This is a genomic window from uncultured Reyranella sp. (assembly GCF_945957355.1).
Classification (GTDB): Bacteria; Pseudomonadota; Alphaproteobacteria; order Reyranellales; family Reyranellaceae; genus Reyranella.
The window spans coordinates 86,648-110,813 of sequence record NZ_CAMFKM010000016.1 but is presented as its reverse complement, the minus strand read 5'-3'; the positions used below and the strand labels follow the sequence as shown (position 1 = coordinate 110,813).

Here is a 24,166-nt window from a genome sequence, read left to right as displayed (position 1 = left end):
GCGCGGCCCGGCCGTGTGGCGATCAGGCCGTCGGGCTCTGGCGTTGTGTATGGACGCACGGCTTTGGGAGAGGCTATGAAAGCCCCCGCCTTGGGCCAGCCGGGTTAGCACAGCGGTAGTGCAGCGGTTTTGTAAACCGAAGGTCGGGGGTTCGATCCCCTCACCCGGCACCAGCCTTCCCTTGACCGTCATGCAGAGAGATTTGCACAGGGGGCGCTTTTTCAATTCTAATTGCCCCTGCGTATTGTTAGTCAATTGGCCAGATAAATAGCCAACGGCCAGATTGATGCACCTTCAGCGAGCCGAGCCTTTTTGACGATGAGCCCCAGGTTCTGGCCCGCCCGATGGTTCACCCCCAAAGCCCCGGCGAGACGCGCTTCTTCGGCAGCGGTCGGTCATGCGGCGGGGGGGTCACGACCCGAACTCTATCCGATAATCAAAGATGTCGTGTTCGTCCACATCCCCAAGGCAGCCGGGACATCGATGCGGCACATGCTGTCAGCGTCGCTGCCGACGGCCACCAAGATTTTCGAGTATGGGGCCGACACGGCCACGCTGATTGGCGCGCAGAGGGCCACCGTGGATGCTCGGGACGGCAGGGCAACCGCCGGCACCGTGTCCGGCGACATCATCGATGCCTTTGCGTCCGATCTTCAAACGCCGGAGAAGATCGCCGCGCTGCGGGCTGAGGCACCTCGGGCTCAGCGTTTTCTTGTCAGCAGCCAGAATCCCATCCGTCACTGGATCGGAGCCTTTCACCCGGCATCCGTCGTCACTTTCCTGCGCGATCCCGTCGAGCGCGTCGCGTCCAATTATCGGATGCACGTCAGACAGAAAAGATTCACCGGTTCGTTTGCCGAGTTCTATGAGTCACGCGACCAAATCAATGTTCAGTGCCGGCAGCTGAGCGGATTGGACCTGCGCCACCTGGGCTTTGTCGGGTTGTTTGAGTTCATGCCGGACATGGTCAGAGCCTTGTCCCGGCACCTTGGCGTGGAACTTCGGATGCGCCACGACAACGGCGCCGGCCGTTCTCCTCGACCCACAATCGACCAAGCGACTCGCACCCGAATTCTTGCGCTCAACGAGGACGATCTCTGCCTCTACAATCATGTGAAGGCCAACCTCGACTATTTCACGGACCATCGCGGTCGCGGCCCCGACATCAGTTCCAGGCTTGCCAGGGGCAAGGTGTATCGTACGGGAGACGGGAGCCTCAGGGGTTGGGCCCTCGCTCATGATCCCAGCCAGTTGGCAACGATCGAAGTCCGGGTCGGCGGGCACGCCGTTCAGCGCTGCTACGCCGATCAGTTTCTGCCGTGGCTCAAGAAGGTGACGCCCCATGGAGTCGGGGGCTTCGAAGTCTCCTTGCCCGCCGGTCTGGCGGGAAAAGGTCCGGTGCGCGTGATGATCGTCGGAACGGAGAAGGACCTCGAAGGCTCTCCGCTCAGCGTTTAACTCGACCGGGTCGTGCCGGGGCCGACAGGCGCCTGTCCAACAGCTCGAGCGCCAGCAGGACTTCAGCAAGCAGGCGCTGAAAGGCGTAGAACCAGCCGGCCCTTCCATCGAGGATGGCGCCCTTGGCAAGCAGAACGTATCCCAGCACCAGGATCGGCGCGGGCCAGCCCATCAGGCGGATCCGGTCAGCCCGGCCCAGCCGTTCGCGCGGGGTCTCGAGGAGGTGGGCCGCCTCGCGCGCTGCATATCTAAGCTGCGAGCCCAACCAGCGCGACAACGGCTTGCGATCGTCGTGATAGATCACGCCCCTGAGGTCGGAGATTCGCCCCTGCAGGCGGATGCGATGCCCATGGCCCTCGTTCTCATAGCGCGCGCCGGCGACGCGATAAAGCACGCTGCGCGGCGGATAGAGCGTACCACGCAGCGGGCGGCCGTAGATCCGATAGACGAAGGCCGCCCTGTAGCCCGTGTCTTCGGCCACGGGTTGAAGCTCCGTCAATTCAGAGACCAGGCCGTCGCTCAGCTCGTAGTCGGCGTCAAGCGACAGGACCCAGTCGGTGCGGATGTGGGTCAGGCCGAAATTGCACTGCTCGGCGAAGCTGTCGAACGGCCGGTGGACGATCTCGATGCGCGGATCCTTCGACATTATCTCAAGCGTGCCGTCGGTGCTCCCGCTGTCGATCACGACGATGCGCCGGGCCCAGTCGAGCTTCGCCAATGTCCGTTCAATGTTCTGGATTTCGTTGAAGGTGATCAGCAGCGGCGTGACGGTGTCGCGGTCCATGCGCGGCGCCTCAGCGGGCCTTTGCCTTCATCGCGCACGCCCGGCTCTGCGTCATCCAGGCCCAGCTGGTGCGGATGATGTCGTCGATCGAGGAGTGGGCCGGCGCCCAATCGAGTGCCTGCCGGGCCAACGCCACGTCGGCCACCAGGATCGGGGGATCGCCGGCGCGGCGGGGCGCCTCGACGGTGCGGATCTCGCGGCCGGTGAGCACCCGCGCCCGCGCGATCAGGTCACTGATGCTGGCGCCGTGGCCAGCGCCGAGATTGTAGGCCTGGAAGGTGCCGGCCTTGCAGCGCGTCAGCGCCGCGACGTGGGCTGCCGCAAGGTCGGTCACGTGGACATAATCGCGAACGCAGGTCCCGTCCGGCGTATCGTAGTCCGTGCCGAAGAGGGAGATGTCCGCGCGCATTCCGTGTGCGGCCTGCAGCACCAGAGGGATGATGTGGGTCTCGGGATCGTGCTCCTCGCCCAGTTCGCCCTCGGGATCGGCACCGCCGGCGTTGAAATAGCGCAGTGCCATGGCCCCTAGACCATGCGCGGCACAGGCGTCGCGCAGGATCTGCTCGCCCATCAGCTTGGTGCGACCGTAGGTGTTGATCGGCTGCTGCTGCATACCTTCGACGACCGGTAGACGGTCGGGAACGCCGTAGGTTGCGCAACTGCTGGAGAAGACGATGGAACCCACATCGTGCGCCCGCATCACCTCGATCAGCGTGATCATGCCGGCAACGTTGTTGCGATAGTAGCGGATCGGCTGAACCATCGATTCGCCCACATAGGCCAGGGCGGCGAAGTTGATGACCGCCTCGGGCCTGTGCTCGCGGATAGCGGCAGAGAGCGCCACGGGATCGTTGATGTCGCCCTGGACCAGCGGCCCCCACTTCACCGCCCAGGCATGGCCGGTGTGCAGGTTGTCGTAGACGATCGGCTGGTGGCCGGCCCGGGCGAGCGCCTTGCACGTATGCGAGCCGATATAGCCTGCGCCCCCTGCCACCAGTACTCGCACTATGCCGTCTCCCGCTCGAATGCCTTTTGGGCAGGATAGCTCAATTGCATGGCTAGCGCTGGATCAGCGTGTCGCCCAGCACGAGGACATCCATCTTTGTGCGCAGGAAGCAGTCGATCGCCTCCTCGGGCTTGCAGACCACCGGCTCGTTCTCGTTGAAACTGGTGTTGAGCACGATCGGCACGCCCGTGAGATCACGGAATGCCGAGATCAGCCGGGCGTAGCGCGGATTGCCCGACCAGGTGACGGTCTGCAGACGGCCGGTGCCGTCGACATGGGTCACGGCGGGGATCTCCTTCCGCTTCTCCTCGCGGATGCGGAAGACCTGCATCATGAACGGCACGTCGTCGTCGGTCTCAAACCACTGCGGCACCGCTTCGCGGAGGATCGAAGGCGCGAAGGGCCGGAAGGATTCCCGCCGCTTGATCTTGAGGTTGAGGATGTCCTTCATGTCGGCGCGGCGCGGGTCGCCCAGGATCGAGCGGTTGCCCAGCGCCCGCGGCCCCCATTCCAGGCGGCCCTGGAACCAGCCGATCACCTTGCCCTCCGAGATGGCCTGCGCCGTGTGGCGGCAGAGCGTCGCCTCGTCGGCGATGCGCTCGATGCGGCAGCCCGCCGAGTCGAAATCGGCACGTCGCCGGGCGATGGCCGCCGCGATCTCGTCCGGCGTCGCCGACGGCCCCCAATAGGCATGGTCCATCACGAAGTGACGCCTGGCGGCGGCGCCGCCGATCCTGTGCCAGGTCGCGAACGCCGCACCGATCGCGCCGCCGGCATCGCCACCCGCCGACTGGACGTAAAGTTTCCTGAACGGCGTGCGCTCCAGCACCTTGCCGTTGGCCACCGAATTGTAGGCGCAGCCGCCCGCCAGCACGACGGCATCGGCGCCGTAGCGCGCATGCAGGGCGTTGAGCAGGTTGAAGAAGGCGTTCTCGTAGGTCACCTGGGCGGAGCGCGCGATGTCGCGGTGCTTGTCCTCCAGCGGTGCGGCGGGATCGCGCGCCGGACCCAGCAGCTTCGCGAGTTCGTCGCTCCACAGGCGACCACCCGACGGAATGCCGTCCTTCACCTGGTAGTTGGCGCCCTCGCCCGAGGCATGGCGGAAGTAGCGCAGGTCGAGCGCGAAGGTGCCGTCGTTTCCGAGGCGGACGATCCGCTTCATCTGCTCGACGAAGGACGGCTGGCCGTAGGGCGCGAGGCCCATGACCTTGTACTCGTCGCCATAGTGCGGGAAGCCGATGAACTGCGTCATCGCTTCGTAGAACACGCCCAGCGAGTGCGGGAAGTAGACCCGGCCATCGACCGACAGGGTGCCCCCCTCGCCCACCCCCCAGGCCGCAGAGGAAAAATCGCCGAACCCGTCGACCGAGACCGCCACGGCCCTCTCGTACGGAGAGACCAGGAAGGCTGAGGCGAGATGGCAGAGGTGATGCTCGACCGCATGCGCCGCACCGCGAAACTCCTGGTCGGGCAAATGACGCTTCAGATTGCCTGCAATGTCGGCCCGCTCGCCGCGATTGCGCAGCCGGCTCATCACATAATTCAGGCTGACGCCTGAGGTCAGCGCGTAGGCGAGCTTGCGCCAGCGGTTGGCCTTGTTGTCGCTGTTGAGCGCCACATGGTCGACGTCACCCAGCGATATGCCGGCCTCGGCGAGGCAGTAGCGGATCGACTCGCTGGGGAATCCCCCCCAATGCTTGATCCGGCGAAACCGTTCCTCTTCCACCGCCGCGACCAGCTCGCCATCCTTCACGAGGCAAGCAGCGGCATCCGCATGGTAGGCATTAAGGCCGAGAATGTAGGTCATGCGGACAGGTCGGACATCGCGAGCAAATTGCGTCTATGTGGTTGGTATAGATCAATTTTTGCGGCGGACCACCTTTTTCACCAGGCTTGCAGCTTTCGGCGCGGCGTCCTGGCTCGACATCGCGCACAGCCCATGCGGCGCGGCGACCGCTTGACGAGGCCGGCACTTCCAAGCAAACGGACATCCTCGCGCGGCCCTTCCCCCTCCCGGGGCCCCGATCGCGTGCTCGCCCGAGGCGTGGAGCCGCCCTCGCAAGTCGCTGATAAGTCGGATAAAACCCCTCGCTTCGATCGAAAGGCTTTCGTGCATGTCCAAGAATGATCTCGTCGTCGTGACCGGCGCCGGTGGCTTTATCGGCGGCCATCTGGTGAAGGTCCTGCAGCAGCGCGGGCACACCAAGATCCGGGCCGTCGACGTAAAGCCGCTCGAGGAGTGGTACCAGAAGATTCCCGGCGTCGAGAACCAGGTGGGCGACCTCGCCCTGCTCGAGCCCTGCCGCAAGGCCGCCAAGGGCGCCTCGATGATCTACAACCTGGCTGCCGACATGGGCGGGATGGGCTTCATCGAGACCCACAAGGCCGAGTGCATGCTGTCGGTGCTGATCAGCACCCACATGCTGGTCGCCGCCAAGGAAGCCGGCGTGCCGCGCTTCTTCTATTCGTCCTCTGCCTGCGTCTACAACGGTGACAAGCAGACCGATGCCAACGTCACGGCGCTGAAGGAAGAAGACGCCTACCCCGCGCTGCCGGAAGACGGCTACGGCTGGGAGAAGCTCTTTAGCGAACGCATGGCTCGCCACTATCGCGAGGACTACGGCATGGCCACCCGCGTGGCCCGCTACCACAACGTCTATGGGCCGGAAGGCACCTATGACGGCGGCCGCGAAAAGGCCCCGGCCGCCATGTGCCGCAAGGTCATCGCCGCCAAGCTCTCGGGCAAGCACGAGATCGAGATCTGGGGCGACGGCGAGCAGACACGTTCGTTCATGTACATCGACGACTGCACCGAGGGCACGATCAAGCTCGCGGAGAGCGACATCATCGAGCCGCTGAACATCGGAAGCGACGAGTTGGTCAGCATCAACACGCTGGTCGACATCGTCGAGAAGATCGCCGGCATCAAGCTGAAGCGCAGCTATAAGCTCGACGCGCCCAAGGGCGTGCGCGGCCGCAACAGCGACAACACGCTGATCAAGAAGCTGATGAACTGGGCCCCTTCCATCCGTCTCGAGGACGGCATGGAGAAGACCTACAAGTGGATCTACGACGAGATGACCTCGGGCAAGGCCTCGGTTGTCAACGCGCTGCCGAAGCAGGCCCTCGCCGCGCAGTAGACTTTCGACAGATCGACGACGTCAAATGCGCCGCGAAGGAAGCTTCGCGGCGCTTTGCATATGGGCTACCGCCCGATACCGCTGACGCCCCTGTTGCTCTTCAACAGGTCGTCGAAGAAAGCGATGGTCTTTGTGAGGCCGTCGTCGAGGGCCACCTTCGGCTCCCACTTCAGCATCTCGCGCGCCAGGGTGATGTCCGGGCAGCGCTGCATCGGATCGTCGACCGGCAGCGGCTCGAACACCAGCCGGCTCCGCCCCCCGACCTTCTCCAGGATCTTCTCCGCCAGGTGCCGGATCGGCATCTCCACCGGGTTGCCGATGTTCACCGGTCCCGTGAAGTCGTCCGGCGTGTGGTCCATCAGCCGCAGCCAGCCGTCCAGAAGGTCGTCGACGTAGCAGAACGCCCGCGTCTGCATGCCGTCGCCGTAGATCGTGATGTCCTCGCCCTTCAGCGCCTGCACGATGAAGTTCGACACCACCCGCCCGTCGTTGGGATGCATGCGCGGCCCGTAGGTGTTGAAGATCCGCGCCACCTTGATGCGCAGATTGTGCTGGCGGTGATAGTCGAAGAACAGCGTCTCTGCGCAGCGCTTGCCCTCGTCGTAGCAGGCCCGCGGGCCCAGCGGATTGACATTGCCGCGGTAGCTCTCGACCTGGGGGTGTACCGTCGGGTCGCCATAGACCTCGCTGGTCGAGGCCTGGAAGATCTTGGCACGTACCCGCTTGGCCAGCCCCAGCATGTTGATGGCGCCATGTACGCTGGTCTTGGTCGTCTGCACCGGATCGTGCTGGTAGTGGATGGGCGAGGCCGGGCAGGCGAGATTGTAGATCTCGTCGACCTCGACATAGAGCGGGAAGGTCACGTCGTGGCGCATCAGTTCGAAGCGCCGGTTGTCCAGGCAGGCCACAAGATTGGCCTTGCTGCCGGTGAAATAGTTGTCGACGCACAGCACGTCGTGGCCCGCCTCGAGCAGCCGCTCGCAGAGATGCGAACCGAGGAAACCCGCCCCGCCCGTGACCAGAATACGCTTGCCCATGAAACCCCTTGGATACGCCTCCTTCGGCCTCGCGACACTAGGCGATCAAGCTCTTGAATTCACTTCAAAACCACCGAAGGATGCCCCTGCCCGGACGCCGACAGGACGGGCCAATATCGCAGGGGAAACGTCCTATGAGTATCGAGATGGTTGGCTTGGCCGACATCGTGCGCGCCCACGGCGCGGTGCGGCCGGACACAGTGGCGCTCGTCTATGAAGGCCGGACCACCACCTACGGCACACTCGATCTCGCCTCGAGCCGCGTCGCCAATGGCCTGATCGCCGAGGGCGTGAGGCCGCAGGTCCGCGTCGCCCATCTCGACAAGAGCAGCGACGTCTTCTTCGAATTGCTGTTCGGCGTCGCCAAGGCCAGCGCCGTGATGGTGTCGGTGAACTGGCGCCTGGCGCCGCCCGAGGTCCTGCAGATCGTGAACGATGCGGAGGCCGAGATTCTCTTCGTCGGCGAGGAGTATTTCCCGGTTGTCGAGAAGATCCGCGACCAGTTGAAGACCGTCCGCAAGGTCGTGACCCTGGGACCGCGCCACGGGACCTGGGAAGCCTTCGCCGCATGGCGGGACCGCCACGCCGAGACCGACCCTCACCTGCCCGCCCGGCCCCACGACACCGCCGTGCAGTTCTACACCAGCGGCACCACGGGCCTGCCCAAGGGGGCGGAACTCACCAACGCCAACTTCGCCTTCATGTTCGAGCAATGGACACGGAGTTGGCTCATGAAACCCGGCACGCAGAACATCGTCTGCCTGCCGATGTTCCATATCGGCGGCGCGGGCTGGGCGATCGCCGGCCTGTTCGCCGGCGCCACCAACCACATCGTCCGCGAGTTCGTGCCTGCCCGCGTGCTCGAGATCATCGAGCGGGACCGCATCGAGGTCATGCTGCTTGTGCCGGCCATGATCCTGTTCCTGGTGCAATCGCCGCAGATTCGCGAGACCGACCTGTCGAGCCTGCGCCTGATCGTCTATGGCGCCGCCCCGATCCCGGCGGAGTTGTTGAAGCAGGCGATGGCGACCTTCGGCTGCGGCTTCCAGCAGGTCTACGGCCTCACCGAGACGACCGGCGCCATCACCCTGCTGCCGGCCGAGGATCACGATCCCTCGGATGCCAGGAAGCTCCTGTCCTGCGGCTATGCCCAGGTCGGCGTCGAACTGCGCATCGTCGACGATACCGGCGCCGATGTCGCCCCGGGCAGCGTCGGCGAGATCGCGATCCGCTCGCCCCAGGTCATGCGCGGCTACTGGCGCCTGCCCGACGCCACCAAACGCGCCATCCAGGGCGACTGGTTCTTCACCGGCGATGCGGGCTATCTCGACGAAAAGGGCTACCTCTTCATCTACGATCGCGTGAAGGACATGATCGTCTCGGGCGGTGAGAACATCTATCCGGCCGAAGTCGAAAGCGCGCTGTTCGGCCATCCCGCCGTCGCCGATGTGGCGGTGATCGGCGTACCCGACGAGCGCTGGGGCGAGGCCGTGAAGGCCATCGTGGTGTGCAAGGCCGACGCAGACGTGACACCTGGCGACTTGATCGGCTGGGCCCGCGAACGGATCGCAGGCTATAAACTGCCCAAGTCGGTGGATTTCATCGACGCCCTGCCGCGTAATCCGACCGGCAAGATCCTGAAGCGCGAACTGCGCAAACCCTACTGGGAAGGCCTGGGGCGCAACATCAACTGACCGCCCTGCGGACCTTGAAGCAAACGCGCCTCGAATTTCCGAAACGACGGTTCTAGAACAGTCCCATGTCCAATCTGCCCGACAATCTCACGCCCGTTCGCCCTGCCCATGTCTTCGACGAAGCCCGGCTCGCCGATTACATGAAAGCCAATGTCGAGGGTTATCGCGGCCCGATCAGCGTGTTGCAGTTCGAGGGCGGGCAGAGCAACCCGACCTTCCACGTCACCGACGGCGGCGGGAACCAGTATGTCCTGCGCAAGAAGCCGCCGGGCAAGCTGCTACCCTCGGCCCACCAGGTCGACCGCGAATATCGCGTGATCAAGGCGCTGGCGGACCATACCGACGTGCCAGTGCCCAAGCCCTATGCGCTCTGCCAGGACGATGCGGTGATCGGCACCGCCTTCTACATCATGCAGTTCCTGCCCGGCCGCGTCTTCGCCGACGTGCGCATGCCCGGCGTCTCGCCGGCCGATCGCGGCAAGATCTTCGATTCGATGAATGACGTGCTGGCGCGGCTGCACAATGTCGACTACCGCGCCGTCGGCCTCGGCGACTACGGGCGCGAGGGCCAGTACATCCAGCGTCAGGTCGCGCGCTGGTCGAGCCAGTACGATCTCGCCCGCACCGAAGACATCGAATCGATGGAAGCCCTGAAGAAGTGGCTGCCGGAGAACATCCCGCCGGGCGACGAGACGCGCATCAACCATGGCGACTATCGCCTCGGCAACACGATCGTGCACCCGACCGAGCCGCGCGTCATCGCGGTTCTCGATTGGGAACTCTCGACGCTCGGCCATCCGCTGGCCGACCTCGGCTACAACTGCATGATGTACCATTTCGGCGAAGGCTTTGGCGCCTCGGGCGGCTATGCGGGCCAGGACCTGAAGGCTTTCGGCATCCCGACCGAGCAGGAATATCTCGCGGCCTACGCTCGCCGTACCGGCCGCAAGGAAGTGCCGGCCTGGGCCTTCTACCTCGCCTTCTCCCTGTTCCGCCTCGCCGCCATCGTGCAGGGCGTCTACAAGCGCGGCCTCGACGGCAACGCCTCTTCGGAGACAGCGACCAAGTACGGCAACCGGGCCCGCGCGATGGCCGATCTCGCCTGGAAGATGGTTGAGAAGCGCGCCTGAGCGCGCTTCGCTTCCCTATTCGTCGGTGTAAGGAACCATCGACGCGTCGTCGCCCTTGGGACAATTGGCGCTGTCGATGACGGCGTTCGCCGGATTGCGATAGCGCGCGATGTCGTAGGGCGCGAACTCGCTCGGGGGCTGCGGCGGAGGCGTCCGGAGCGTCCACGACACCAGCTGCTTCATCACGCTCCCCAACGCCTGGTTGAAGGCCTCGACGACCTTGGGCACTTTGTCGGCGCGCGCCCGGACGCAGCGCTCGAACGATGCGACCCCAATGATCTGGCGATCGGGCATGCGCACCAGTTTGGCGATGATGCGGACCTTTACGATCGGCGGCTTGCCGTAAAAGTACATGGCCTCGAAGTTTCGCAGGTCCGGCTGCAGCACGTAATTTGCCCGCAAGGCAATGGATTCTCGGGAAACCGCCACGATCTTCCGGGTGTTCTCGAACGAATCGACGATCCGGGTCTGGACCATCAGCGGCGCGCGATCGGTCCATGCCACCTTGGCATAGTAATCCGCCCAGGTGGGCGTCATGGCGATGGCGATGCGGCCGGTATCGATATTTGCCGCCGCAACCGGCGCCTCCACCGCGAGCTGCCAATAGACCGAAGGCAGATCGGGATCGAAGGTACTCTTGGGCGAGACGGTGTAGAGGTCGGTCGGATCGCCCACCGAATCGACGGCACTGACGAACGAGCAACCCGACAGAAAAGCAACAGCGGCCGCACAGGCGGCCAGGCAACGGATCATTTCGGCGTGTATCCCTGCTTGCCGCTGAACACGAAGTTGGCCGGGTCGCGCTCCAGCCGTGTCGCGATGACGTTGAGATTGGCGGTGAGCTGGCGCAGGTCGCGAAGCGCCAGCGAGAACTCGGTCAGGCCCGTCTCGGTGAAATTCTTGATCGGACGGCTGTTGTCGGCGACCAGCTTGTTGAGCTGGGTGGCGGCGGCGTTGATGTTGGCCAGTGCCGCACGGGTCTCGTTCAGCGTCTTGCGCAGCTCGCCGGGCTCCTTGCCGGCCAGGGCCTTGCGCGTCGCCGCATCCTGCGGCCCGATTTCCTGCGCGATCAGGGTCAGTGAACTCGAGAGGTCGTCCAGACGAGCAAAGGTCTTGCGGAAGTCCGCGATGGCCAGCGGCAGTTCGGCCAAGGTTGTCTGTATAGCAGTGTCGGACTTGGCGAAGGCATTGGTTGCCGTCTGCAGGTTGCGCAGCGTGTCGGTGACGGCGCCGATATTGTCGGGGCTCAGCAGGTCGTTGAGGCGGTCGACCGTGGTACTGGCCTTGGTCAGTAGCTCCTGCGCGGAGGTCGAAGTCGCCTGCAGGAACGAGGCCCCCTCGCGGATCTCCGGATAGGGCTTGTCGCCCAGCTTCTTCTTCGGCTTGACCTGATCGACGTCGAGGCGGCCGACGATCTGGATGAAGGGCGCCCCGGCGATGAACGGCTTTTCGAACACGGCATAGGAGCGGTCGCGGATATCGATCGACCAGTCCACGGCCACCGTCACCTCGATCTTCTCCGTCAACCGTTCGCGACCGGTGGATCGCTGGGTGTCGACGCGCGAGGTGAGCTGGATGTTGGCGACCCGGCCGACGCGCAGGCCACGATAGAACACCGGCGAATCGAGGGTCAGTCCCTGCACGTCCCCGGAAAAGAGAATATCATAATAGGCATACGACGTGCGGTCGCCGGCGCGCAGCTTCCAGATCACGAAGCCGGCCACGGCGGCGACGAACAGGATCATCGCCGCGCCGATCAGCACATAGGGCGATTTTCTTTCCATCGAACGCTACTTCCGCTCCTGCCGCGCCGCGCGGCCCCGCGGCCCATGGAAATATTCCCGGACCCAAGGATGATCGTATTCCAACAGTTCCTCCATGGTACCTACCACGACGCGCTTGTCGAGAAGCACCGCGATGCGATCGCAAACGGCGTTCAGGCTGTCGAGATCGTGGGTGACCATCAGAATGGTCAGCCCCAGGCTGTGGGAAAGCCCCTTCACCAGTTCGTCGTAATGGGCCGCGCCGATCGGGTCGAGACCCGCCGTCGGCTCGTCCAGGAAGAGGAGTTCGGCATCGAGCGCCAGGGCGCGCGCCAGGCTGGCGCGCTTGCGCATGCCGCCAGAAAGCTCCGACGGCTTCTTCTCTCCTGTGTCGGGCGGCAGACCGACCATCGCCACCTTCAGCGCCGCGATCTCGCGCATCGTATCTTCCTCGAGCTGGGCATGCTCGCGGATGGGGACGATGATGTTCTCGGTGACGCTCAACGAGGAAAACAGCGCGCCGTCCTGGAACTGGACGCCCGTGCGTGCCAGCATCTCGCGCTTGGCCTTGCCGTGCAGGGTGCCGGTGTCAACCCCGAGCATCTCGATCGTGCCCTCACGCGCCTCGTTCAGACCGATGATGGTTTTCAACAGCACCGATTTGCCGGTTCCGGACCCGCCCACCAGACCGACAATCTCGCCCCGGAATACGTCGAAATCGAGATTGTTGTGGATCACCTTGTCGCCGAACTGCGTGCGGATTCCCCGCAGGCGCAGTACGACGTCGCGGCCGTTGCGGTGATCGACGATCTGCCCTCCTTCGGCCATCAGACGCCGGCGAGCAGGAAGATGACGGAGAACACGGCATCGAGCACGATCACGCAGAAGATCGATTCTACCACCGACTTGGTCGTGAGCTGGCCCACGCTCTCGGCACTTCCGCGGACCTGAAGTCCTTCGAAGCAGCCGATGGTGGCGATCACGATGCCGAACACCGGCGCCTTGATCATGCCGGTGTAGAAATGCCAGGCGCCGACCGTATCGCGCAGCCGGTCGAAGAACTGGACGAAGGTGAAGTCCAGATAGACGGTGCAGGCGACGGCGCCGCCCAGCAAGCCCGCCATGTCGCCCCAGAAGGCCAGCAGCGGCATCGAGATCAGCAAGGCGCTGATCCGCGGCAGGACCAGCCATTCGATGGGATTGAGGCCGATCGTGCGCATCGCGTCGACCTCCTGGTTAACCTGCATCGTGCCGATCTGGGCGGTGAACGCACTGCCCGAACGTCCGGCGACGATGATCGCGGTCAGCAGCGGCCCCAGTTCGCGAAACATCCCGATCCCGACGGCCTCCACTGTGAAGGTCTCGGCACCGAACTGCTTGAGCTGCTGGACGCCCTGGTAGGCGATGACGACACCGATCAGGAAGCAGAGCACGCCCACGATCACCAGCGCGCGGATCCAGACCTCGTACATCTGCCTGACCACGGCGCTCGGCCGGAAGCGCTTGGGCTGGAGAAGGGCCTCGACGAAGACGACCAGGATTTCGCCGAAGAAAGCGCAGAGGTTGAGGATCTGCTTGTAGAAATCGATCGTGCCGCGCCCGATCTCCTCCAGCCAGTGCGCCAGCCAGTTGACGCGACGGTCGGGATGGGCCTCGCACATGTTCTCGCGGACGACCTTGAACAGGTCGGCCTGCGCCTGGTCCCTGGTCTCGACCTCCGGATCGACACCACAGCCTGCAAGTTGCAGGATTTCCATCGCGCCCGCGGTGTCGACCCGTTCGAGCCCCTTGGCATCGACGGCGTGCGGGCCCTTCGCCCCGGCGCCCGCAGCCTGCAACGCCTTCTCGGCCTTCTTGCGAATTCCGCGAACGCTGAACACGGTCCAGGTTCCGCCGACTTCGACGACGGGCTTGCCCGCGCGCTCCGTGTAACGAATTGTGGGTTCCGCTTCGACCATCGGCGATGATTAGTCGTCGCGCAGGTTAACGCTGTCAATCGCCCTGCATTGCTCCCATGCCGTACCGCTGTCACGATCCGGCCGGGAGGACTCAATGGGCAAGTGGCCGCGTCTGGACAAAATCGAGATGATCGACAGTCCGATCGACAAAGAGAGCTACGAAGACCAGCTCGGGAAACTGCAGCAGAGGCTGCTCGACCTGCATATCCACCATCTGCGGACCGGCGGGCGCGTGATGATCGCCATCGACGGTTGGGATGCCGCCGGCAAGGGCGGCCTGATCGAGCGCATGATGGCCGGTCTGGAGCCGAAATCGATTCAGGTCTGGCGCATCGGCGCGCCGACGCCCGAGGAACAGGGCCGGCACTATCTCTGGCGCTTCTGGACCCGGCTGCCGACCCCCGGCAACTGGGCGATTTTCGACCGGACCTGGTACGGCCGCGTCCTCGTCGAACGCATCGAGGGATTTTGCGACAAGGCCCAGTGGAAGCGCGCCTACCGCGAGATCAACGAATTCGAGCGACAGCTGACCGACGATGGCGTGCACATCGTCAAGCTGCTCGTCCATGTCAGCGCCGAGGAACAGAAGAAGCGGATGATCGAGCGGCTGGAAAAGCCCAGCAAGCACTACAAGATCGGCCTGGAGGACTTCCGCAACATCGCCAGGCGCAAGCAGTACCTCGACGCCTACGACGACATGCTCGAGCATACCGACACGGATTGCGCGCCATGGCACGTCATCGCCACCGACGAGAAGATGCATGCGCGGCTGAAGGGACTGCAGATCGTCGCCGACAGGCTGGGCAAGGGCGTGAAGATCGAGGATCGCGCGCTCGATCCCAGGATTGCGGAGGCCGCCTACGAAATGTGGGGCTGGCGACCGGGCAAGACCGACAAGGGCACGGACGAAGAATAGACCCTCAGGTCTGGGCCGGGAGACTGCCCGGCGAGGCGGAGAAGTTCGCGCGGACACCGGGCCCCAGCCGGGCCGCGATCCATGGCAGGGCCTCGCGCATTGCCTCCTCGAACTTCCACGGTGGATTCACGACGACCAGGCCGCAGGTCGCGAGCTTGCCGTCCGGCGTGCGCGGCCCGAGGTCCAGCTCCATGTTCAGGTACTTCGCACCGTCCAGCGACGCGATGAACTCCGACACCGGCGCCCCGTCCTTGATCGGATACCAGATCGCGTAGCAGCCGGTGGCGAAACGGCGCAGCCCGTGGCGAACCGCGCGCGCCAGCACCTGGAACTCATCGGTCGCCTCGAAGGGCGGATCGATCAGCACCAGCGCCCGACGCTCGACCGGCGGCAGCAGCGCCTTCACGGCGTGATAGCCATCGGCCTGACGCACCTCGACCGCACGGTCGCCGGCGAACTCGCGCTTCAGCAGCATCGCCTCCTCGGGATGCTTCTCGCAGGCGACGAACCGGTCACCCGGCCGCAGGGCCGCCCGGACCAGGCGCGGTGAGCCGGGATAGCGATGAAGCGTGCCGCCCGCCGGCCCGAACTTGCGGTCATAGGCCTGGACCGCCGCGAGGTACCGCGCGACGGCGCCCGGCATGCCCGTCCGGCTCTCGGCCATCAGGCGCCCGATGCCGGCCTCCGCCTCGCCGGTCCGCCGCGCCTGCGCGCTGGCAAGATCGTAGCCACCGGCCCCTGCATGCGTGTCGAGGACGAACAGCTTCTTGTCCTTGGCCGTCAGCAGGCGCAGCAGCTCGCAAAGTGCGGTGTGCTTCAGCAGGTCGGCGAAGTTGCCGGCGTGATAGCCGTGGCGATAGTTCACGGAGGATTCTGGCCCGATTTGAGATGATTCCCCGGGCACGGTATGTGCTTCGGGCGCGGGACACTACAATTGAGGATCGAAATGGCCAACCACGAGCTGCATTCTTCGCCCGAAACCTGCCACTGGGGCTACTTCGACAGCCAGCTCCCGCCGCAGCTCCGCATCAAGTCGGGCGACACGGCCACGATCCACTGCGTGTCCGGTGCGGCCGAAATCCTGCCCGGTGAGCCCTTCAACGTCCTGCCGGAGCATCGCGAGATCCTCTCCAGGCTGAAGCCGCATATCGGCCGGCACATCCTGACCGGGCCTGTCCATGTCGAAGGCGCGGAACGCGGCGACGCGCTGGCGGTCGAGGTGCTCGACATCAAGTTCCGCACCAACTGGGGCTGGAATGTGCAGCGGCCCCTGATGGGTACGCTGCCCGAGGACTTCCCGTTCTTCCGCCTGACCCACATCCCGATCGATTCCAATCGCGGCGTCTGCACCATGCCGTGGGGCACCGAGATCGAGCTCAAGCCGTTTTTCGGCATCATGGGCGTCGCCCCGCCGCCGGAATGGGGCCAGTGCAGCTCGGTCGAGCCGCGTGCCTTCGGCGGCAACATTGACAACAAGCATTTCCGGGTCGGCACGACGGTCTATTTCCCGGTCTTCGCCGACGGCGGCCTGTTCTCGACCGGCGACGGCCATGGCGTGCAGGGCGACGGCGAGGTCAACCTGACGGCGCTCGAGACCAGCCTGAGCGGCACCTTCAAGTTTACGCTGCACAAGGGCATGAAGCTCAACAATCCGCGCGCCGAGACGGCGACGCACTGGATCACCCACGGCTTCGACCAGGATCTCGACGATGCCGCCAAGGAGGCCCTGCGCGACATGATCCGGCTGATCACCGCCAAGACCGGCCTCAAGCCCGAGGACGCCTACATGCTCTGCTCCCTGCAAGCCGACCTGCACGTCACGCAGACGGTGGACGGCAACAAGGGCATCCACTGCATGATCGAGAAGAAGATCATCGGCGGCTGACGGGAGCGAACCGGGGGAACGGGCGAGCGGATCATGACGCACCTTCAGCTTCTCGACGAGGCGGTCGCCCGTCACAACGATGCCGAATGGTCGCGCCGCGCGCTGGAGCTGATCCGCAACGACCAGCGCCGCTCGGCCGACACGCACCTGCTGCGGCTCGACCTGCCGGTGCTCGAGGGGATCGACGTCTATCTCAAGGACGAATCGACCCATCCCACCGGCAGCCTCAAGCACCGGCTGGCGCGGTCGCTGTTCCTCTACGGTATCTGCAACGGGCGGATTCGACACGACACACCGATCGTCGAGGCGTCGTCGGGGTCGACGGCGATCTCGGAGGCCTACTTCGCGCGCCTCCTGGGCCTGCCCTTCCATGCCGTCATGTCCGCCTCGACCTCGGCGGAGAAGATCGCGGAGATCGAACGGCAGCACGGCAAGTGCCACCTCGTCGCCGACGGTCGCGGCATCTACGCCGCCGCCGAGGCGCTCGCGACCGAGCTGCGCGGAGTCTATGTTGACCAGTTCACCTATGCCGAGCGGGCCACCGACTGGCGCGGCAACAACAACATCGCCGAATCGATCTTCGAGCAGATGAGCCGCGAGCCGCATCCGGTTCCCACCTGGATCGTGATGAGCGCCGGAACGGGTGGTACCACGGCGACGCTCGGCCGGTACATCCGCTACATGCGCTACGCGACGCGGCTCTGCGTCGCCGATCCGGAGTTCTCGGCCTTCTTCGAGGCCTTCGCCAAGGGCAACCTCCAGGCGACCTGCGACCGCGGCTCCCGCATCGAAGGGATCGGACGCCCCAGGGTCGAGCCGTCGTTCCTGCCTAACATGATCGATCGCATGATGCGCGTGCCCGACGCCCAGTCCCTGGCCGGAATGCGGGTCCTGTCACGGCTGCTCGGCCGCAAGGTCGGCGGCTCGACCGGCACCAACTTCGTGGCGCTGTGCATCCTCACGTCGCGCATGAAGTCGGAAGGCCGCACGGGCTCCCTGGTGTCGCTGATCTGCGACAGTGGCGAACGATACGGGCACACCTACTACAACGATGACTGGGTCGCCGCGCAGGGCCTCGACCTCGAGCCGCACGAACGGGCGCTCGAAGCCTTCCTGAAGGACGGCGACGCGATCATCTAGCCTTACTGCTGAGCGCGTGGCGGCGGCTTCAAGCGGGCTGCGTTTCCGTCCTGCCTTGCGCCGACGGCAGCGGAGGGAAGGCCAGCGCGATCGCGACGGCCGCGAGTCCGATGCCGAACGAAGCGATGTAGAGATAGCCATAGCCGCGGAAGGTATCGAAGATCCAGCCACCCACCGCCGGCCCCAGAGCCATGCCGAGGCTCGAGATCATAGCCGCACCGCCGAACACCGTGCCCATGATGCGCATCGGGAAGTACTCGCGGGCGAGCACGGCATAGAGCGGCATCACACCGCCATAGGCCATGCCGAACAGGATGGCGACGGCGTAGAACTCGCCGGCTTCGCGCGTGAAGTAGTAGCTGCCGGCACCAACCGCCTGAACCATCAGGCCGGCGACGACGACCCGACGCGCGCCGAACCGGTCGCCCAGCAGGCCGAACAGGATGCGACCGCCGAGGCCCGCCAGCCCTTCGACGCTGTAGATGGTGACGGCCGTCATGGCCGGCAGGCCGCAAGCCAGCGCATAGCTCACAGTGTGGAAGATCGGACCCGAATGCGCGGCGCAGCAGAAGAAGAAGGTGAGCGAGAGCACGATGAACTGCGGCGAGCGCAGCGCCTGGCCCACGGTCATCCCCTCGCCGCCCTCCGCCGGCAGGCCGGGCGACGCTCCGGCCGGAACGGGCGCTGCGCGCACGAGGAGCGCCGCGGGCACCAGCAGCGCCCAGGCACCGATGGCGATCGTCAACATTGCGCTCCGCCAATCGTGCACGGAGATGAGCCACTGCGCGAAGGGCGAGATGGTCATCGGCGCCACACCCATGCCGGCGGAGACGAGCGAGACGGCGAGGCTGCGGTGCCTGTCGAACCAGCCGGTGACGGTGGCGATCATCGGCGCGAACACCGCTCCGGCGGCGACGCCGACCACGATCCCGTAGATGAGCTGGAACTCGAGCAGGCTGGTCGCGCGGCTGGCCATCGCCAGTCCGAGACCCAGCAGGACAGCGCCGGAAACGACCACGATACGCGGACCGAACCTGTCGCTGAGAGCCCCCCAGCCAAAGGCCGCGATGCCCATGGTCAGGAAATCGAGCGTCATGGCGCTCGAAATGCCGGTACGCGACCAGCCCATCGTCTCCGACATGGGCTGCAGGAAGACCGCCAGCGAAAACAGGGCCCCGATCGCGACGCAGCCCATCAGCGCGCCCGCGCCGACGATCACCCAGCCGTAAGACCGTTCCATCCCGATCCTCCTGCAACAGGCCTATAGTTAACTCGATAGTTAACTATAAGCAAGCCGGGGCTTCAGGGTGCAGGCTCCACGGCGAGTTCGGTGCCGCTCACGGACTTCACGCGCACCTTGGCGCCCTTCGCCATGTCGGGGCCGGTCACGCTCCAGCTTCCGTCGCCCAGGCTGACCCGGCCGCGGCCGTTCAGGATCGGCTCGTCGAGCACGATGACCCGGCCGACCAGCGCCTCGCCCCGGGCATTGAGCGTCGAGGTCGGCGGATTGTCGGCATGCTGCAGCCGGCGCAGGGTCCGGCGCAGGCCGACGGCCGCGACGACCGAGATCACCGCGAAGGTGAGAAGCTGCAGCTCGATCGACAGGTCGGACACGACCAGCAGGAACAGACCCGCCGCCGCCGCCCCTATGGCGAGGAAGAGGAAGACGACCCCGGGCAGCATCATCTCGAAGACGAGCAGCACGGCCGCGACCGCCCACCAGTACCAGAAGACCAGCTTGAACATGGCGGATCAGCCCGCGTTGGGAACGGAACCGCGCGAGCGCGTGGCCTCGACGCCGCGCGCCTGCGCTTCCTTGGCGAGCTCGCCGATACCGGCGATCGAGGCCATCACGCCGGTCGCCTCGACGGGCAGGAAGAACACCTTGGCATTGGTGCTGGAGCCCATCTTGGCCAGGGCCTCGACGTACTTGGTGCCAAGGAAGTAGTTGGTCGCCTGCACGCCGTTGCCGGCGATCGCCTGTGCCACGACCGATGTCGCCTTGGCTTCGGCCTCGGCCATGCGCTCGCGCGCTTCGGCGTCGCGGAAGGCGGCCTCGCGCCGGCCCTCGGCGGTGAGGATCGCCGACTGCTTCTCGCCCTGGGCCCGCTGGATGCTCGATTCACGGATGCCCTCGGCCTCGAGGATGGTCGCGCGCTTCTCGCGCTCGGCCTTCATCTGCCGCCCCATCGCCACCACGATGTCCTCGGGAGGCGCGATGTCCTTGACCTCGATGCGCAGCACCTTGACGCCCCAAGGGCTGGTCGCCTGGTCGATCACCGCCAGCAGCGTGTTGTTGATGTCGTTGCGCTTCGACAGGGCCTCGTCGAGCGCCATGTTGCCCATGACCGAGCGGATGTTGGTCAGGACCAGATTCGTAATCGCCAGCTGGAGGTTCTGGACCTCGTAGGCAGCGCGGGCAGCGTCGATCACCTGGTAGAAGGCCACGGCATCGACCTGCACGGTGGCGTTGTCCTTGGTGATCACCTTCTGCGCCGGAATGTCGAAGACATTCTCCTGCATGTTCATCTTGCGGCCGATCGTATCGATGAAGGGCACGATGAAATGCAGACCGGGCGCCAGGGTGCGCGTGTAGCGGCCGAACCGCTCGACCGTCCAGTTGGTGCCCTGGTTCACCGTCTTGACGCCGGCGAAGACCAGCACGAGCGCCACGAGGACGACGGCCAGCACGAAAATCAGCGCACCCGATATCATTCAGCGTCTCCTCTGGTTTACGGGAGACACTAGCCCAAGGCCGGGCGCGCGACTATCCGGCCGCTAGTCGGCGGCGGCGGCGAAGTCGGTGACGGGGCCGTGCAACGCCTTCGGCGCCGCGGCGACCCGCTGATCGGTTGCCAGCCAACGGTCGAGGAATCCGTTGATCCAGCGGTCGAGCGGCGGATCGTAGAGCGCGTGCATGGACAGATGCACACCGCGCTGCTGCGCGCCGGGCATCTTGAGGCGCTCGGCGGCGCTCAGGGTCCAGATACCCTTCATCTCCAGTGTGACCTCGGGATGGAACTGGAAGCCGAAGGCATTGGGGCCGCAGCGAAAACCTTGCACGGGATAGCGGTCGTTGGTGGCGAGCAACTCGCAGCAGTCCGGGATGGTCATGCCCTCGCGATGCCACTGATAGACCTTCATCGGCGCCCTGAACCACTCACGGCCCGCCTCGGTTGGCTCGACATCGACATAGCCGATCTCGACCAGCCCTTCGGGATGCGGTCCGACCCGACCGCCAGCGGCACGCGTCAGCAACTGGGCGCCGAGGCAGAGGCCGAGGAACGGAACGCCGGCATCGACGACCTTGGGAATCCAGTCGAGTTCGCACTTGATGCCGGCCAGGGTACCGCAATCGTTCGCGGACATCGGTCCCCCGAAGACCACGACACCCGCATAGTCGGACATGTCCTCGGGCAGATTGCAGCCCAGATTGGGGCAAAGTCTGTGAAGTTCGTAACCGCGCTTCTCGAGCAGGGCGCCGACCCGTCCGGGCCGCGAATGCTGCTGATGCACGACGATGGCGATCTTTTTGGGGCCCATTTCTCTACACTGGCCAGTCGGTACCGTCATGGATTTGCAAGATACGCGCCATGTATGGCAACGACAAGGCGAACGGCCTTCAAGGGGGACGAAATGGCGCGCCAGCTCGACTTCTACTTCGATTGTTCCAGCCCTTGGACCTATCTCGCCTTCCACGCGATCCAGCCCCTCGCCCGGGAAGCCGGCGCGGAGATCGTCTGGAAGCCGATCCTGGTCGGCGGCGTGTTCAATGCCGTGAACCAGACCGTCTACGAGAGCCGCGCCAAGCCGAACCCGCTGAAGCAGGCCTACATGCAGAAGGACATGCAGGATTGGTCCCGCCTCTACGGGCTCGCCATCAGGTTCCCGCCGACGGTCTTCCCGGTGAACAGCGTGAAATGCATGCGCGGAGCCTTCGTGGCGCTCGACGAGGACAAGCTGGTCCCCTATGCGACCGCCGCCTTCGAGGCCTATTGGGGCGACGATCGCGACCTGTCCCGCGAGGAAACGCTGGCCGACATCGCCCTGAAGGCCGGCATCGAGCGCCAGCGCTTCTTCGCCGGCATCGAGACCGAATCCTGCAAGGCGCGGCTGCGCGCCAACACCGACCAGCTGATCGCCCGCGGCGGTTTCGGGAGCCCGACGATCTTCGTCGGCAACGACATGTTTTTCGGCAACGACCGCATGCCGCTGGTCAGGGCCGCGCTGGAGGCCACCGCCGCATGAGCCGGAACGCCGACCCCGATTTCTGGGCCAAGGCCCGGGCCCACCTGGTGCGCTATGGCGGCGCCTTCTCGCCGCTGATCGCCGAGAGCGCGGCCGGCAACTACTTCACCGATGCCGACGGCCGGAAGATCCTCGATTTCACGTCGGGCCAGATGAGCGCCATCCTGGGCCACAGCCATCGGGAAATCGTCGAGGTGGCGCGCCGCTATATCGGCGAACTCGACCATCTCTATTCCACGATCCTGTCCCGGCCGGTCGTCGAGCTGGCGGCGCTGATCGCGGAGGTTTCGCCCGGGAAACTCGACCGCGTGCTGCTGGTCTCGACCGGCGGCGAATCGAACGAGGCGGCCCTGCGCATGGCCAAGCTGGTGACCGGCCGTCACGAGATCGTGGCGATGAGCCGGTCGTGGCACGGCGTCACCGGCGGGGCGGCCTCGGCGACCTATTCGTCCAGCCGCAAGGGTTACGGCCCGCCGCAGCCCGGCGCCCTCGTCCTCCCGGCGCCCGACGCCTACCGCTCGCGCTTCATCGACCATCGCGGCGTCTACGACTGGCAAAGCGAACTCGATTTCGGGTTCGAGCTGATCGACCGCCAGTCGAGCGGCGCCCTGGCCGCCTGCATCGTCGAGCCGATCCTGAGTTCGGGCGGTGTGCTGGAGCCGCCGGAAGGCTGGATGGCGGCGCTGGCCGCAAAATGCCGCGAACGCGACATGCACCTGATCTTCGACGAGGCGCAGACGGGACTCGGCCGCACCGGCACCCTGTTCGCCTGCGAGCGCGACGGGGTGGTGCCGGACTATCTCACCCTCTCCAAGACGCTGGGCGCCGGTCTGCCACTGGCAGCCATGCTGACGACGCCGGAGATCGAGGAGGTGGCCGCCGAACGCGGCTTCCTCTTCTACACGACGCACGCCTCCGATCCCCTGCCCGCCGCCGTCGGCCTCAAGGTCATCGAGGTGATCCTGCGCGATCGCCTCACGGAGCGCGCGGCAATCCTCGGCAAGCGGCTGAAGGACGGTCTGCAGACACTGCAGCAGCGTCACGACTGCATCGGCGATGTGCGCGGACGCGGTCTCCTGCTCGGGCTGGACCTGGTGAAGGACCGGCGCTCCCGAACCCCCGACCCGGATCTTGCCCAGAAGATCGCCCGGAACTGCCTCGAACTGGGAATGATGACCAGCACCGTCCGCGGCGGATTCGGCATATTCCGCATCGCGCCGCCCCTCACCGTGATGGAGGCGGAGATCGACCTCGGTTTGGAGATATTCGACCGTGCGCTCACCAAAGCTTTACACTGAGAACCGAGGGAAATCGGCGCACCGGGTCCTGCAATTGGTATTAGCGTTTGAAACGGGCGGCTAACTGTTGTACCCGCTGGCGGTTTCCGGCCAACGGCGTTGGGAGTTTGCGGATGATCAAGAGGCTTACACAGGCGGCGATTCTTGCGGGGAGCATCCTCGCCCTTGGCGCCTGCACGCTCGGGCAGACTAAGACGGCGGCTGCGCCCGTGAAGCCGCCGGCAGCCGACTACCAGGCGCCCGTTCCGCCGTCGCCTCCTGCCGGCCAGATCCGGGCCATCTGCTACAATGCAGCAGACCTTGCGATCGTACAGGCACGCATGGTGCAGCAGGAACTCCAGGTCGTCACGCTGCAGTGCCAGGGTCCGGGTGGACGCCGGGCCTACGAGACGGTCTATGCCGATTTCGTCGGCAAGTTCCGCGCCGAGTTCGCGACCAACGCCCGCTCGCTCTCGCAGATCGCCGGCCGCAAGCGCTTCAACACCGACGTACTCGTGACCGAGATCGCGAACCGTACGGCACAGCGCGCGCCGACCGACAAGGAATTCTGCTCACGCGGCAAGCGCGCCTTCGACTGGGCTATGGACCCGAAGGTCACGTCGCTCGCCCAGGTGCCGCCGCCGTACGACCTCGGCCCCGAGATGAACATCCATCCCTGCCCGGCTCAGTAAGCTTATCGTCGAACAGGACGAGACAGAGAAAGGCGGTC

Annotated in this window: 23 protein-coding genes and 1 tRNA gene; 11 read left to right on the top strand and 13 right to left on the bottom strand. The window is 65.3% G+C overall.

Features of this window, described 5'->3' with window-relative positions:
* Positions 1–98 precede the first annotated feature (98 nt).
* Together Q0Q48_RS23000 and Q0Q48_RS22995 are read left to right on the top strand one after the other, a co-directional pair.
* Positions 99–173: transfer RNA gene (locus Q0Q48_RS23000), tRNA-Thr, on the top strand.
* Positions 174–447: 274 nt separating this feature from the next.
* Positions 448–1,458 carry a hypothetical protein gene (locus Q0Q48_RS22995; RefSeq protein ID WP_295143211.1) on the top strand — a complete coding sequence of 337 codons (1,011 nt, stop codon included), beginning with the start codon at positions 448–450 and terminating at the stop codon, positions 1,456–1,458.
* Here Q0Q48_RS22995 and Q0Q48_RS22990 read toward each other — a convergent pair.
* The 3 genes from Q0Q48_RS22990 to Q0Q48_RS22980 form a co-directional block, all read right to left on the bottom strand.
* Positions 1,448–2,242 (bottom strand): glycosyltransferase family 2 protein, encoded by a 795-nt coding sequence (locus Q0Q48_RS22990; RefSeq protein ID WP_295143207.1) that lies wholly within the window; start codon positions 2,240–2,242, stop codon positions 1,448–1,450. The genes Q0Q48_RS22995 and Q0Q48_RS22990 overlap by 11 nt on opposite strands.
* A 10-nt stretch (positions 2,243–2,252) precedes the next feature.
* Complete coding sequence (galE, locus tag Q0Q48_RS22985; RefSeq protein WP_295143204.1) at positions 2,253–3,236, bottom strand: UDP-glucose 4-epimerase GalE; 984 nt, start codon at positions 3,234–3,236, stop codon at positions 2,253–2,255.
* Positions 3,237–3,300: 64 nt separating this feature from the next.
* The gene (locus tag Q0Q48_RS22980; protein ID WP_295143201.1) at positions 3,301–5,055 is read right to left on the bottom strand and encodes a carbamoyltransferase C-terminal domain-containing protein; all 1,755 of its coding nucleotides are present in this window, start codon (positions 5,053–5,055) and stop codon (positions 3,301–3,303) included.
* 307 nt (positions 5,056–5,362) lie between these two features.
* On the opposite strand from Q0Q48_RS22980, the gene Q0Q48_RS22975 reads away from it, so the two are divergent.
* On the top strand, positions 5,363–6,388 hold the full coding sequence (locus tag Q0Q48_RS22975; RefSeq protein ID WP_295143198.1) for an NAD-dependent epimerase/dehydratase family protein: 1,026 nt from the start codon (positions 5,363–5,365) through the stop codon (positions 6,386–6,388).
* Between the two features lie 65 nt (positions 6,389–6,453).
* Here the strand turns inward: Q0Q48_RS22975 and Q0Q48_RS22970 are convergent, their stop codons facing one another.
* A complete protein-coding gene (locus Q0Q48_RS22970; protein ID WP_295143195.1) occupies positions 6,454–7,425 on the bottom strand; it encodes a UDP-glucuronic acid decarboxylase family protein in 972 nt (323 codons plus the stop codon).
* Between the two features lie 134 nt (positions 7,426–7,559).
* On the opposite strand from Q0Q48_RS22970, the gene Q0Q48_RS22965 reads away from it, so the two are divergent.
* Entirely contained in the window at positions 7,560–9,119 is a 1,560-nt protein-coding gene (locus Q0Q48_RS22965; protein ID WP_295143192.1) for a fatty acid--CoA ligase, read from the top strand.
* Between the two features lie 65 nt (positions 9,120–9,184).
* A complete protein-coding gene (locus Q0Q48_RS22960; protein ID WP_295143189.1) occupies positions 9,185–10,249 on the top strand; it encodes a phosphotransferase in 1,065 nt (354 codons plus the stop codon).
* Between the two features lie 15 nt (positions 10,250–10,264).
* Here the strand turns inward: Q0Q48_RS22960 and Q0Q48_RS22955 are convergent, their stop codons facing one another.
* The 4 genes from Q0Q48_RS22955 to Q0Q48_RS22940 are packed head-to-tail and all read right to left on the bottom strand — an operon-like array spanning position 10,265 to position 13,970.
* A complete protein-coding gene (locus Q0Q48_RS22955) occupies positions 10,265–11,002 on the bottom strand; it encodes an ABC-type transport auxiliary lipoprotein family protein (RefSeq protein WP_295143186.1) in 738 nt (245 codons plus the stop codon).
* Complete coding sequence (locus tag Q0Q48_RS22950; RefSeq protein ID WP_295143184.1) at positions 10,999–12,033, bottom strand: MlaD family protein; 1,035 nt, start codon at positions 12,031–12,033, stop codon at positions 10,999–11,001. Before Q0Q48_RS22950 ends, Q0Q48_RS22955 begins: the two co-directional genes overlap by 4 nt.
* Before the next feature lie 6 nt (positions 12,034–12,039).
* Positions 12,040–12,840 carry an ATP-binding cassette domain-containing protein gene (locus Q0Q48_RS22945; RefSeq protein WP_295143181.1) on the bottom strand — a complete coding sequence of 267 codons (801 nt, stop codon included), beginning with the start codon at positions 12,838–12,840 and terminating at the stop codon, positions 12,040–12,042.
* Positions 12,840–13,970: an ABC transporter permease gene (locus Q0Q48_RS22940; RefSeq protein WP_295143178.1), complete on the bottom strand. Its 1,131-nt coding sequence runs from the start codon at positions 13,968–13,970 to the stop codon at positions 12,840–12,842. The genes Q0Q48_RS22945 and Q0Q48_RS22940 overlap by 1 nt, the downstream gene beginning before the upstream one ends.
* 94 nt (positions 13,971–14,064) lie before the next feature.
* Between Q0Q48_RS22940 and Q0Q48_RS22935 the strand changes: the two genes are divergently transcribed.
* The gene (locus Q0Q48_RS22935; protein ID WP_295143175.1) at positions 14,065–14,886 is read left to right on the top strand and encodes a polyphosphate kinase; all 822 of its coding nucleotides are present in this window, start codon (positions 14,065–14,067) and stop codon (positions 14,884–14,886) included.
* A gap of 4 nt (positions 14,887–14,890) precedes the next feature.
* Here the strand turns inward: Q0Q48_RS22935 and rlmJ are convergent, their stop codons facing one another.
* Positions 14,891–15,751, bottom strand: a complete 861-nt coding sequence (rlmJ, locus tag Q0Q48_RS22930; protein ID WP_295143172.1) for a 23S rRNA (adenine(2030)-N(6))-methyltransferase RlmJ — start codon at positions 15,749–15,751, stop codon at positions 14,891–14,893.
* Positions 15,752–15,832: 81 nt separating this feature from the next.
* Here rlmJ and Q0Q48_RS22925 point away from each other — a divergent pair, with 81 nt between their 5' ends.
* Both Q0Q48_RS22925 and Q0Q48_RS22920 read left to right on the top strand, forming a co-directional pair.
* Positions 15,833–16,771, top strand: a complete 939-nt coding sequence (locus Q0Q48_RS22925) for an acetamidase/formamidase family protein (protein WP_295143170.1) — start codon at positions 15,833–15,835, stop codon at positions 16,769–16,771.
* Positions 16,772–16,804: 33 nt separating this feature from the next.
* A complete protein-coding gene (locus Q0Q48_RS22920; protein WP_295143167.1) occupies positions 16,805–17,911 on the top strand; it encodes a pyridoxal-phosphate dependent enzyme in 1,107 nt (368 codons plus the stop codon).
* A 28-nt stretch (positions 17,912–17,939) separates the two neighbouring features.
* On the opposite strand, the gene Q0Q48_RS22915 is transcribed toward Q0Q48_RS22920, so the two are convergent.
* The 4 genes from Q0Q48_RS22915 to Q0Q48_RS22900 all read right to left on the bottom strand — a co-directional run bounded on the left by Q0Q48_RS22915 (position 17,940) and on the right by Q0Q48_RS22900 (position 21,454).
* Entirely contained in the window at positions 17,940–19,151 is a 1,212-nt protein-coding gene (locus tag Q0Q48_RS22915) for an MFS transporter (protein ID WP_295143164.1), read from the bottom strand.
* 62 nt (positions 19,152–19,213) lie between these two features.
* Positions 19,214–19,657 carry an NfeD family protein gene (locus Q0Q48_RS22910; RefSeq protein WP_295143160.1) on the bottom strand — a complete coding sequence of 148 codons (444 nt, stop codon included), beginning with the start codon at positions 19,655–19,657 and terminating at the stop codon, positions 19,214–19,216.
* Between the two features lie 6 nt (positions 19,658–19,663).
* Complete coding sequence (locus Q0Q48_RS22905) at positions 19,664–20,623, bottom strand: SPFH domain-containing protein (RefSeq protein ID WP_295143230.1); 960 nt, start codon at positions 20,621–20,623, stop codon at positions 19,664–19,666.
* A 66-nt stretch (positions 20,624–20,689) separates the two neighbouring features.
* Positions 20,690–21,454 (bottom strand): hypothetical protein, encoded by a 765-nt coding sequence (locus Q0Q48_RS22900; RefSeq protein WP_295143157.1) that lies wholly within the window; start codon positions 21,452–21,454, stop codon positions 20,690–20,692.
* Between the two features lie 93 nt (positions 21,455–21,547).
* On the opposite strand from Q0Q48_RS22900, the gene Q0Q48_RS22895 reads away from it, so the two are divergent.
* The 3 genes from Q0Q48_RS22895 to Q0Q48_RS22885 all read left to right on the top strand — a co-directional run bounded on the left by Q0Q48_RS22895 (position 21,548) and on the right by Q0Q48_RS22885 (position 24,128).
* Complete coding sequence (locus tag Q0Q48_RS22895; protein ID WP_295143154.1) at positions 21,548–22,159, top strand: 2-hydroxychromene-2-carboxylate isomerase; 612 nt, start codon at positions 21,548–21,550, stop codon at positions 22,157–22,159.
* Positions 22,156–23,457: an aspartate aminotransferase family protein gene (locus Q0Q48_RS22890; protein ID WP_295143151.1), complete on the top strand. Its 1,302-nt coding sequence runs from the start codon at positions 22,156–22,158 to the stop codon at positions 23,455–23,457. The genes Q0Q48_RS22895 and Q0Q48_RS22890 overlap by 4 nt, the downstream gene beginning before the upstream one ends.
* Before the next feature lie 113 nt (positions 23,458–23,570).
* Complete coding sequence (locus Q0Q48_RS22885) at positions 23,571–24,128, top strand: hypothetical protein (protein WP_295143150.1); 558 nt, start codon at positions 23,571–23,573, stop codon at positions 24,126–24,128.
* The last annotated feature ends 38 nt before the right edge of the window (positions 24,129–24,166 follow it).